At 57.5% G+C, this 11,932-nt stretch carries 9 protein-coding genes; 1 reads left to right on the forward strand and 8 read right to left on the reverse strand.

Annotated elements, in window-relative coordinates:
• Positions 1-7: 7 nt before the first annotated feature.
• The 5 genes from AAGT95_RS00290 to AAGT95_RS00310 form a co-directional block, all read right to left on the reverse strand.
• Complete coding sequence (locus AAGT95_RS00290; RefSeq protein ID WP_106419529.1) at positions 8-202, reverse strand: DUF1656 domain-containing protein; 195 nt, start codon at positions 200-202, stop codon at positions 8-10.
• Positions 192-2,303 (reverse strand): FUSC family protein, encoded by a 2,112-nt coding sequence (locus AAGT95_RS00295; RefSeq protein WP_342595145.1) that lies wholly within the window; start codon positions 2,301-2,303, stop codon positions 192-194. The genes AAGT95_RS00290 and AAGT95_RS00295 overlap by 11 nt, the downstream gene beginning before the upstream one ends.
• A gap of 118 nt (positions 2,304-2,421) precedes the next feature.
• Positions 2,422-3,342, reverse strand: a complete 921-nt coding sequence (locus AAGT95_RS00300) for a LysR family transcriptional regulator (RefSeq protein ID WP_342595146.1) — start codon at positions 3,340-3,342, stop codon at positions 2,422-2,424.
• 63 nt (positions 3,343-3,405) lie between these two features.
• Complete coding sequence (locus AAGT95_RS00305) at positions 3,406-3,678, reverse strand: NYN domain-containing protein (protein WP_342595147.1); 273 nt, start codon at positions 3,676-3,678, stop codon at positions 3,406-3,408.
• A 23-nt stretch (positions 3,679-3,701) separates the two neighbouring features.
• The gene (locus tag AAGT95_RS00310) at positions 3,702-4,508 is read right to left on the reverse strand and encodes a sulfite exporter TauE/SafE family protein (RefSeq protein WP_342595148.1); all 807 of its coding nucleotides are present in this window, start codon (positions 4,506-4,508) and stop codon (positions 3,702-3,704) included.
• A gap of 106 nt (positions 4,509-4,614) precedes the next feature.
• Between AAGT95_RS00310 and AAGT95_RS00315 the strand changes: the two genes are divergently transcribed.
• Positions 4,615-5,415, forward strand: a complete 801-nt coding sequence (locus tag AAGT95_RS00315) for a helix-turn-helix transcriptional regulator (protein WP_342595149.1) — start codon at positions 4,615-4,617, stop codon at positions 5,413-5,415.
• Positions 5,416-5,742: 327 nt separating this feature from the next.
• Here AAGT95_RS00315 and AAGT95_RS00320 read toward each other — a convergent pair whose 3' ends face one another.
• From AAGT95_RS00320 to guaB, 3 genes are all read right to left on the reverse strand, one after another.
• A complete protein-coding gene (locus AAGT95_RS00320; protein WP_342595150.1) occupies positions 5,743-7,527 on the reverse strand; it encodes a hypothetical protein in 1,785 nt (594 codons plus the stop codon).
• A gap of 1,038 nt (positions 7,528-8,565) precedes the next feature.
• Positions 8,566-10,140 (reverse strand): glutamine-hydrolyzing GMP synthase, encoded by a 1,575-nt coding sequence (guaA, locus tag AAGT95_RS00325; protein ID WP_342595151.1) that lies wholly within the window; start codon positions 10,138-10,140, stop codon positions 8,566-8,568.
• A gap of 130 nt (positions 10,141-10,270) precedes the next feature.
• A complete protein-coding gene (gene guaB / locus AAGT95_RS00330; RefSeq protein WP_110708138.1) occupies positions 10,271-11,740 on the reverse strand; it encodes an IMP dehydrogenase in 1,470 nt (489 codons plus the stop codon).
• Positions 11,741-11,932: the final 192 nt, after the last annotated feature.

An 11,932-nucleotide genomic window follows, 5' to 3' on the forward strand; every position in this document is an offset into this window, starting at 1 on the left:
ACGACACCTAGACATAGAGCACCAAGAGAGACAGCAGGCAGACAGAGATCGCGAATTCGAACAGCCCTGGATGCCAGATCCAGCGCAACAAGCCGCTGCGCCCTATCAGGAATCGCATTCCCAGAAATAGCGGTACCACCATCAAGGCATAGACAAAGAGGGGTGGCAGATAGATGCCCGCCACAGCAACTTCACTGAGCATTGGCGCCTCCTCGCGGGAGCCCAGAGAAGTAATCGGCGTGGCCTTCGATCAGCTCGGCAACATCGATCAATGCAGCGGCCATATACTGCCGATTTTCAACGCGGCCCGATTCAACGACACCCGCGGCCATCATAAGGCGCGCGGCACGGCGCGCATGGCGAGCCGCCATGAGGGGATCGTCCGCGCGACACGCCATTCGCTTTAACGTCTTTTCCACCGTGGGGCGAATGGGGGATCGCTTTGGCGAAGCCTTCAGCCAGTGTCGCAAGCGCATCAGCTCCCGCCCCAGGTGCAGACTGGCGAGCGCATCACTGATGGCATGATCCATGGCAACAGGCTGGTTCTGGAGCACGGCACCCAGACGCGCCATGCGATGCTGCTGGCGCCACTGCCAGCGACGTTCATCTGTCGGTGCACGTCGCAACAGGGAGAGCGCCTCATCGCGAATACGATGGCGCAATCGTTCGATATCACGTGCGAGGTTACGCGGCAGCAGCAGTCGAAAGCCAAGCAGGGTAAAAAACACGGCCAGTAACCACGCCACCGAAGCGTTGAGAAACAGGCTCTGGTCGTACTGCATAGGGTTGGCAGGCGCTGCCAATGTCGTGAACCCGACGAGATAGGCCATGCCGGCCAATGCATGACGAGGCAATGTGGTGAGAAAGACAGCGGGCAGCCAGAACAGCCCCAAAACTATCAGCAGCAAGAACAACCCTTCGATGTGCGGCAGTATCCAAAATGCACACACGAACGCCATCACCACGGCGGCTAACGTCCCTTTGATGAAAGCGATCGCTCCAGCGGCAGGATTGGGCGCCGTGGACAGCAGTGCACAGGCAGCCGCGAGTCCCGCCAACATCATGTTGCCGTGTTGCCAGCCAGTCGCGATCCAGAAAATACCGCCCAGTACCACGATCAGCATCGCACGCAAGCCGTTTTGCATCGCCGCCGTCCAGTCCCGGTGAAAGGGTACTGCAGGCAGGATGGGGCGAACGCCTGGACGATGTAACGTCGCGATACCGTCCAATGCGGCTAGATAATCGTCGATCTGCTCTACCAATCGATCACCCGCGATCAGCAGCGCCGGCTGCTCGGCTGGCACTGACGAGACCGACTCGAGTCTGGCCATCAGGCGTTCACGACTCTCGCACAAGCGTCGCCGCGCCTTGCCGAAGTCTCCAGCCGACACGTCGCTTGCGGCATCGCGCCATGACCGTTCGAGCTCCGGCTGCAAAGCCCGTAACGCCCGCATGCTGGTACTATGTTCGGATAAAGGCGAGATGCCGCCGACCAGGGCAGCGAATAGCGATGCCATGGCATGCCGTACCATGGCCCCCTGCTGTGCCAGATCGATCGATTCGGCCTTCCCCAGTGCCAGCAGATCATCTATGCCATAGACCTCGGCAATGAGCTTCCGCCGGGCGGGTGCGACCCGCGTAGGGCCGCCTTCGATCCCTTCCTCCAGTGCTTCGTGCTGAGTCGCCAGCGTTTCTGCGCTGGCCGCAAGCAACCGTGTCGACTGGGCTTCGAGACGCTGGCGTACCCGGCGGGCGCTGAATAGCGACGATACCAGGGCCAGACACATCACTCCGATCAACACGGCCGAACCACGATCCACCACATGCGCGAAGGTCGTTTGAGGGTGCTCTAGCGCACCGTAGACAGCCAAGCCAACGGTGTACCCGGCCAGCGCGGCACCGTAGGCCCGGAAATGGCGCACTAGTGTCATGCCCGCAACACACAGTCCCAACCAGACGCCGAACCCCAGCAAGAAAAGCCATGGCATCTGTCCAAACAGACTCATCAGTACGAGTGCAGCCAGCATGCCGGCCAGTGTGCCGATGACCCGCCAGATGCCTTTGCCGATGACCGCCCCCTGAACCGGGTTGATGACCAGCAGTACGGAGGACGCAGCCGAATAAGGAGCTTCCAGATCGAACCAGTAGGCGAGGACGAGTGCCAACCAGGCGGCAAGAACCGAGCGAAGGACATAGGTCGCGCGAGGTGTGGTCAGGTCACAGCAAGAAAGACAGCGAATCAGCGCGGCATAGGGTTGGGCGGGAGTAACCGGAGGCGTCGGATTGACTGGCGCGGAACACATGATCGACCCACTTTTTGGTAATGAGTCGTATTACGATAATGAGAGTCTTGGATGTCGAGTAGTGACTTTATCGAAACCGATGAGTGCATCAGACGCATCGATTGAAGCGGGTACTGCTTCATGTCACGGGCAACGACGCCTCTGCGTTGCACAAGTCATAGATCGTGCGCCTTAACCACTGATGAGCAGGGTCGTTCTGAAGCCTGGGGTGCCAGGCCTGAATAAGTGGCGCGGTTTCCAACGCCATCGGCAAATCGAACAAGCGGATGCGAAGCCCTGCGGCAAGAGCACTGCTGGCGAGATGCCTGGGCAGTGGCAAAATCAGGTTGGCGTCCTGTAACGCAAACAGTGCCACATAGGGCGAGGAGACAACGAGAGAGACACGCCGCTTCAAGCCTTGCTTCTCCAGCGCGGCGTCGATCGGGCCGTGGGATTTACCCCGTCGGGAAACGCCAATATGTTCCCAACGGACGAACTGCTCTAGGGTGATGTAAGCATCGAAAATCGGATGTTTTTCGCGCGCCACGCCGACGAAAGTCGTGGTGAATAGTGGCTGCACGCGGATCTCCGGCCCAAGCTTACGGGAAGCGCTGACAAACAGATCGATGCGACCACTACGCAGAGCCTCATCGTCCAGGTCGTCCTCTTCCGGAGATAGACGCAGCATGGCAAGCGGCATGTCAGTGGCCATCGCATCCAGCAAACGCCCCATGTGAACGCTCAGGAATTCATCCGTCGCACGCACATTGAAGCATCGCTCAAGTGTCTTCAGATCGACCTCTGCTGTCGGTGCCAGAACCGCTGACGCCTGCTCCACTGCTGCCCGTACCTGCTCACGCAAAGCCACGGCCCTCGGCGTGGGGACGAGCTTGCGACCGGCCTGCACGAATATCGGGTCACCCAGGGTTTCTCGGATACGGCCCAAAGTCCGGCTCATCGCAGGCGGGCTCAGATGCATGCGGCGGGCCGCCCCCGCCACGCTCCCCTCCTCCAACAGAGCGTCCAAGGCGAGCAACAGGTTCAAGTCGGGATGTTTCATCTCAAAGCTCATGAGCATTGCGTTGTACGCAATTATAATCACATACCCATAGCACCATAAGCATCAAAACGGGTTGGCACGGCTGGCTCGTCCCCTTCCTCGCTTTCGTGGGAAGGAGAGCCAACCCAGCAGTAGATTGCCTTCGATCGGAATGAGCTGGCTGGCGGCATTGATGAGGGAATGGGCGGTGAGCTTGGTCACGCCGTAGACCCTCGACCCGCTTGCCATACATCTCATGAATTTCTGCGGCAGCAGATCGAAATCCCTATCGCCGGAGACCAGCACGATTACATCCGCGAGTGCCGCGTACTCGATGGCATCCAGCGTGATACACACGTCCCAGTCGCCTTTGGCGGAACCTACACGACGACCATCACCGCTAGCACGCACGTCAGCAGTAGCAGGTAGACCCCTGCATGAACGCGATCGGGAATGCGCCCGATCCATCGCGATGCCAGGCGGATGCCGAGCCACGACCCCACCGCCAGCGCCAGCAAGGCGCGCAGGTCCACGTACCCCGCATACCAGGCGCCCAGCGGGGTATCGCTGGTCGACAACAGCACATAGGTGGCAGTACCACTGATCGCCATGGGTAGCGACAACGGATTGGCCATTGCCGTGGCAGCCGTCATGCTGGCCCTTCTGCGGCGCATCAGCGGTACGGTCATCACGCTGCCACCAACCCCCAGAAAGGCCGCAACGATACCGATGAACAAGCCTGTCATCGCCGTCACCAGACGACCCATGGGGCGCACCTCTCCACTCGTCTGGTGCAGGAAGCCCGGCCGCAGAATGGCGTCTGCAATCGTGATCGCCAGATAGCCGATGAACATCCAGCGCACCCACTCTCCACTCACCGACACCGCCGCGGCCGCGCCGAGCACGGCACCGATGGCGATATAGCCCACCAGCGGACGCACCAGGCGCCACTGCACGGTCCGTCGCCGGTGGTGACGCCATGTCGATAGAGAGGCAGCGAAGATCATCAGCGCGGTCGAGGTGGCTACCGCGATATGCATGGCCGCCTGGCCGGCCACGCTATCCGCCCCGTGGACGGCAATCAGCAAGGTAACCATCAAGGGAACGACGACGAAGCCGCCACCGAAACCAAACAGCACGGTGGTCACGCCGGCCAGCCCGCCGCAGAGAAGCAATACGCTATACACCGGAACACTCCCGAGAAATCCAACGACAGGAACGATATTCCAATGAGAGGTGGCCGACATTCGCCCATTGGCCAATAATCGTCGTGTTTCGGCCAGGTTGACGACGATGCGCAATATCCCGCTGGCGGACGTGGATCATGTCGCCCGGCCCGTCGTGGCCATCGGCACCGACTACAGTCCCGGCACCTTGCTCGACTTTCATACCCATCGCCGTGCCCAGTTTCTCTACGGCATGACAGGATTGATGGAAGTGGATACCGATGACAGCACCTGGATGGTACCGCCCTACAGCGGTGTCTGGTTGCCGGCGGGCAAGCGGCACCGGGTGCGGATGAACGGCGTCAGTACTCGCAGCCTGTATATCGAACCCGTTGCGGCGCCACGCCCCTCACCCACTTGCGAGGTGCTGGTCGTGTCACCGCTGCTTCATCACCTGCTGCTGGCTTCGGCCAACATGCCCGCGCTCTATGACGAGAGCGGTCGCGATGGCGCCCTGGCCCAACTCCTGCTGCACGAGCTGCAACTGGCGCCATCGCTGCCGCTCTTTGCGCCTTTGCCCCGGGATCCCGAACTGGCGAGCCTTTGCAGGGACTTCCTCGCCCAGCCGCATATCCGTAGCCTGCCCGAGGAGTGGGCGAATCAACTGCACCGCAGCCAGCGCACCTTCAATCGCCTGTTCCGCCAGCAGACCGGCCTGTCGTTTGCCGTATGGCGCCAACAAGCCTGCCTGATGGCCGCCGTTCCCAGACTGCTAGCCGGCCATTCCGTTACCCGAACCGCGTTGGAACTCGGCTACGACAGCCCCGGCGCCTTCTCCAGCATGTTTCGCAAGGTGCTCGGCCAATCCCCGACCGACTTTGTCCGCGCGGCTACTCGGCAGGAGGAGGAGATGCCCGGCCGTTGCTAGGGCAGGGTCCAGTCCTACGAATCTGACAGGACCGGTTACGACATCGAGCCAGCAGCGTGAAGATCATCAGGCCTACGGAGCTATCGCTCGAAGATATGGTGGAATTCGCCACGCTGTAGGATGTCACACCAACTCGAAGGGCGGCCTAAGCTGGCACATCGATCTTCCTCTTGTAGAAGGCCTCGCCGCCTTCTGGCGCGGCTACCGCACCACCGCCGCAGGACGCTTGGAGCTTAAGCCATACAGCCTCATCAATCGGGACTTCCTGCGATGGCCAATGCTATAAAAGAATTTAATAACATCTCGACTAAAACTTAAAACACCAAATCAAAACAGCTTCCACTTATAGTCTTGATTACTAACCATGCTTGGAAATACCAAACTCCGCAGAACCCAGCCAACCGCAATAAGGATGCTGCCTATTATAGTAGCAACCCCACTCCATCCAGCATCAACACTCTCCCACTTAGTGCTATTAAGTCGCTCCTTCCTATTCCAGAGAAAATCCGCCGTACCGTCTATAGCCATCCATCCTCCATTCGTATACGCCACGGTAAAATCCCCCGTTGCAGAATACACATCCGCCTCAGTAACTTCTTTTTTATATCCATCAATCAACACTCTTCTAATATCTCCACTGAGAGAGAATCTATCGACTTTATCAGGGTCACTATAAACTAGCTCACCAAGCCGTAAGTTTTTAATAGATCTAGTTCCCATCCCACCAGCAATGTCTACTTGAGATCTATCAGTATAGAGGCGCAAAACTTTCTTATCTATATCAGGCTTGACGACAATCACCATCCCTGCGAGAGGTACATTGACAGAGTAGAAATTTGAGTCCTGCGCATTGCCTTCTAATCCTAACGAGCTACAATTAACTTTACTGGAAAGCTCGACACTAGGATCAACATTAAACATATACGAGTAAGATCTTCCATTGACATTAAGGTCTAACTCACGTTCTCTCGTGCTAACAACGTTACCTTTCTTCTCTAAAAGATGGGCAGTGATGAGGTAAATCTGTTCTCTTGCATCCGTAGAATAGTGAAGAAATATATTATTAGAAAAAAACTGTTGAATATCTATTTCGCCTTCTTTTTCACTGGGCTTATACCAAAAACTTGTAAGAGATTCTTCTTCAAGTGGATGGGGAGTCAATTCTTTCGGAAAAGTTTCGGAAACTACCTGTGATGTCCCCTTGTCAAATGAGGCTTGAAACTCAGCTACATTCTCGAATGTCCTCCAAGAATTGCTAGCAATCGCCTCCAAAGCTTGGTTGGGTTCCAAGCAACCTTCGACCGTGGCCACACTTAATATATAGTTTTGATCTTCACTGTTGGCATCAAAGTTAAATGATATACCTTTATCTATGCTAACCATATAAAATCTTGAACTCATAGAATTATTAGGAAGCAAGGATGTTTTTGGATTTTCAATCGTCGGGATTTTGATTTTCTTGTCTTCAATTGTCTTAACATAACCCGAGGCTGGATAAGCCGTATAGAGTTGAATCCGAACAGGTAGTGGCTTGAATAAAAAAGCTATTGCATAATAGGTGATGCAACATAGCGCAAAGCTTAAGGCCACAAGCAAGAAGGATGCTGTAAGCTTAACAACCACGTCAGCACAAGAAAATATTTTTATATATAAATCGAGCACCGAAAACAGGCCCGCCATTAACAATACGAGAAATACGGATCCAGCCAAGTTTGCCAACAAACACTGTAGGTAATAAGCAACTTCAGCCTGCTCATCGAAAATACCAATCGCCAAATCTACCAAGCACCAGCTAAAAAAACAACTCAACACTAATCTCAAATGAACTTTACGAGGCGATTTGACTTTAAAGGTTGAGCTAGAAATCGCTAATGATACGATCAGCACTGGTATGCTCAACACACCCCCGAGCCAATCTAAAAGCGATGGAAATCTCACCATCTGCCCGTTAAAAGCACTATCATAAATAGAGGTAGACCCGGGGTCTATTATGGCGAAGAAATAAAATTGCAGATTCGGCCCCAATGAAACTAAAAAAGCTACAGCCAAAAAAATGCAAAAAAACTGGCATAGCAAGAAACCATAATAAATATCAAATTTTCTTTTTTTCATAAATAACCAATAACGTGTTTTATTAAGCATACAGGCTTTAGGCTAGAAACTCACTCAAGCGCAAATTTCGCTGCTCGCATAAGAGAAATTAAAGGCTGTCTAATAAACCTTACAACAAGGAGTGGAGTCAAACCACTATCTGGCACGCCAATTCCATATCGACCGAACCGTCGTCGCAGCTGAGCACATCGCGTCCGACTCGGTATTTTCCGGATATGCTGGCGTCACAGCAATCATTCTGGCTGCAGGCGCTGGACCGGCAGCGCTCGACTGCTGGACGGATCACGCAGTGGCCCACCTCATGGAGACGCAGGGCCAAGACGGCATCGACTGGATGACCGCGCGCGAGCCCTTCTGGCCCAGACCTGTCCGAGGGGCACAATTATTGGCACCTCGTACTGTGCCATCTCGACCTCGGCCAGACCGGGGAGGTGCTGGCCCTGTATGACTGTCTGATCCGTCAGGCGCGCAGCGCCGTGGCGCACGCTGCTTATCAGCTTGACGAGCATATCAGGCAATCGAAAATACGTGGCGGTTTTCGATCGCTTACGCGCGCTTGATAAAATCAACTTTTCGCTAACCCACATATTACTCGATAGGCAAAGTGAAAAACACTCATTACACCCCTTCAAGACAATGGTCTGCGACAGACTTACTAATCTACCATCAATTTATCGGCACGACTGTCTCGTATAAAAATCGGACTTATTCTTTTTACGTAGCAACTTAAAATTTCATTGACCATTCATCAGTTGACAGTCGCTTAGATTTCTCCAACTCTCTCAATAGCAAGCGATTCAAGTGGGAACTTGAGAAAGTTACGCATCTAGACACACTAACGTTCCGGGATGACATCATTTCCCTGCGACCGTCCTTGTCGATATATTTATTTTTATCGGCAGCTGCCTCCGCTGCTTAATCCAGCCAGCCTTAGCATGGTAACAATACGCAACAAAAAACCTGCCGGTGAAGGCAGGCTTTCGTATGAGACGGCTGATGTGGTGGGGCTAGGCGGCTCTCGCCTGCCCTACTCGGCGATCACTCCCACTCGATCGTCGCGGGCGGCTTGCTGCTGACATCGTAGGTCACACGCGATACGCCGCTGATCTCGTTGATGATGCGGTTAGAGACCTTTTCGAGCAAGTCGTACGGCAGGTGGGCCCAGCGGGCGGTCATGAAGTCGATGGTTTCGACGGCGCGCAGGGCGATGACCCATTCGTAGCGGCGGCCGTCGCCGACCACGCCGACCGATTTCACCGGCAGGAAGACGGCAAAGGCCTGGCTGGTCTTGTGGTACCAGTCAAAGTTGTGCAGCTCTTCGATGAAGATGGCGTCGGCTTCGCGCAGGATGTCGGCGTACTCTTTTTTGACTTCGCCGAGAATACGCACGCCCAGACCCGGCCCCGGGAAGGGGTGGCGGTAGACCATGTCGTAGGGCAGGCCGAGTTCGAGGCCGAGCTTGCGCACTTCGTCCTTGAACAGTTCGCGCAGCGGTTCGACCAGCTTGAGCTTCATGGTCTCGGGCAGGCCGCCGACGTTGTGGTGCGACTTGATCACGTGGGCCTTGCCGGTCTTGCTGGCGGCGGATTCGATCACGTCCGGGTAGATGGTGCCCTGGGCGAGGAAGTCGACGCCGTCGATCTTGGCGGCTTCGCGGTCGAACACGTCGATGAAGGTATTGCCGATGATCTTGCGCTTGGCTTCGGGGTCGTTCTCGCCACCCAGGTTGCCGAGAAATTCATCTTCGGCGTCGACGCGGATCACCTTGACGCCCATGTGGCTGGCGAAGGTTTCCATCACCTGGTCGCCTTCGTTCTTGCGCAGCAGGCCGTTGTCGACGAACACGCAGGTGAGCTGATCGCCGATCGCCTTGTGCAGGAGTGCCGCAACCACGGAGGAGTCAACGCCGCCGGAGAGGCCGAGCAGCACGTGGCGGTCGCCGACCTGCTCGCGGACGCGCTCGGTGAGGTCTTCGATGATCTGCGCCGGGGTCCAGAGTTTTTCCGCCTGGCAGATATCCAGCACGAAGCGCTCGAGGATGCGCTGGCCCTGCAGGGTGTGGGTCACTTCCGGGTGGAACTGGACGCCGTAGAAGCGCTTTTCCGGCCAGGTCATGGCGGCGATGGGGCAGCTCGGCGTGGAAGCGGTGACGGTGAACTCGGCCGGGGCACGGGCAACCTTGTCGCCGTGGCTCATCCACACATCGAGCAGCGCCCCGCCGTCGTGGCCGACATGATCCTTGATCCCGCCGAGCAGGTCGTCTTCAGCGGAGACGCTGATCTGGGCGTAGCCGAATTCGCGCTTGTTGGAGCCTTCGGTGGCGCCGCCGAGCTGTTCCGCCATGGTCTGCATGCCGTAGCAGATACCGAACACCGGCAGGCCCATCTCGAACACGCATTCCGGCGCCCGCGGCGAGCCCAGCTCGGAGACCGATTCCGGCCCACCGGAGAGGATGATGCCGTTGGGGTTGTATTCGCGGATCTCTTCTTCGGTGATATCGAAGGCGCGGATCTCGGAGAACACGCCGATCTCGCGCACGCGACGGGCGATCAGCTGCGTGTACTGGGAGCCGAAGTCGAGGATCAGGATCTTGTGCGAATGGATGTCGGTCATGAAGGGGCCACCGCCGTAAGGGTTTCAATTGCCGAGACAAAAGCACGGCCGGAAAAGAATGAAGAGGAAAGAGCGAAGGGGAAAGATGCACTTCCCACTTCTCCCTTCCCTCTTCCAACTAACGGGTCAATCAAGCGCCGCGATAATTCGGCGCTTCTTTGGTGATCTGCACATCGTGTACATGCGACTCGGTAATGCCCGCACCGGTGATCTTGACGAACTCCGGCAGCGTGCGCATCTCGTCGATGTTGTGGCAGCCGGTGTAGCCCATGGAGGCGCGCAGGCCACCCATCATCTGGTGGACGATGGCGCTCATCTGGCCCTTGTAGGGCACGCGGCCTTCGATGCCTTCCGGCACCAGCTTCTCGACGCCTTCGTCCTTGCTCTGGAAGTAGCGATCCGAAGAGCCCTGAGTCTGGGACATCGCCCCCATGGAGCCCATGCCGCGATAGGCCTTGTAGGTCCGGCCCTGGAACAGCTCGACTTCACCCGGCGCTTCCTCGGTGCCGGCGAGCATGCTGCCGAGCATCACGGTGCTCGCGCCGGCGACGATCGCCTTGGCGATATCACCGGAGTAGCGCACCCCGCCATCGGCGATCAGCGGGATGTCGAACGGCTTGAGCGCTTCGGCGACGTTGGCGACGGCGGTGATCTGCAGCACGCCGACGCCGGTGACGACGCGGGTGGTGCAGATGGAACCGGGGCCGATACCGACCTTGACCGCGTCGGCGCCGGCTTCGGCCAGGGCGACGGCGGCTTCACCGGTGGCGATGTTGCCGCCGATCACCTGCAGTTCCGGGTAGTGCTCCTTGACCCAGCGCACCCGGTCGATGACGCCCTTGGAGTGGCCGTGGGCGGTATCGACGACCAGCACGTCGACGCCGGCTTCGACCAGCGCGGCGATGCGGTCCGGGGTTTCCGGTCCGGTACCCACGGCGGCGCCGACCAGCAGGCGGCCATCGGCGTCCTTGGCGGCCATCGGGTAGGTGCGGGCTTTCTCGATGTCACGCACGGTGACCAGGCCGCGCAGGTGGAAGTCCTTGTCGACGACCAGGATCTTCTCGATGCGGTTCTCCTGCAGCTTGGACTTGATCACGTCCAATGAGGTGCCTTCGAGCACGGTGACCAGCTTGTCGCGCGGGGTCATGATCGCTTCGACGCTGTCGCTGTGGTCCGGCTGGAAGCGCATGTCACGCCCGGTGACGATGCCGACCAGGGTCTCGCCCTCGACCACCGGGAAGCCGGAATAGCCGTACTCCTTGGCCATCTCCAGCAGGTCCTGCAGCTTGGCGTTGGGACCGACGGTGACCGGGTCCTTGACGATGACGCTCTCGTGCTTCTTGACCTTGCGGACCTCGGCGGCCTGCTGGGTGATCGACATGCTCTTGTGGATGATGCCGATGCCGCCTTCCTGCGCCATGGCGATGGCCAGGCGCGCTTCGGTGACGGTATCCATGGCGGACGAGAGCAGCGGGATGTTGAGGGTCAGATTGCGGGTCAGGCGGGACTTGAGTTCGACGTCTCTGGGCAGGACATCCGAGTAGCGGGGTACGAGTAATACGTCATCGAACGTAAGAGCTTCTTGCGCTATACGTAGCATGGTCGGAAACCCAATTGGCAGGTGGTGGGGAGCCTGTAACAGCCTGCGGCACCGCGATGAGGCATGCAGTGTGACCGGATCGGGGCCGCGAAAAGTTAATCGCGCATTATAGTCGTTTGGTCGGTGCCTCTCAATGGCAATCGCGCCGGGAAACCAAGGCCAAGGCTGCAGAAAGCGGCCCGTGTTAGGCTT

It is taken from the genome of Salinicola lusitanus, from assembly GCF_038648475.1.
GTDB lineage: Bacteria > Pseudomonadota > Gammaproteobacteria > Pseudomonadales > Halomonadaceae > Salinicola > Salinicola lusitanus.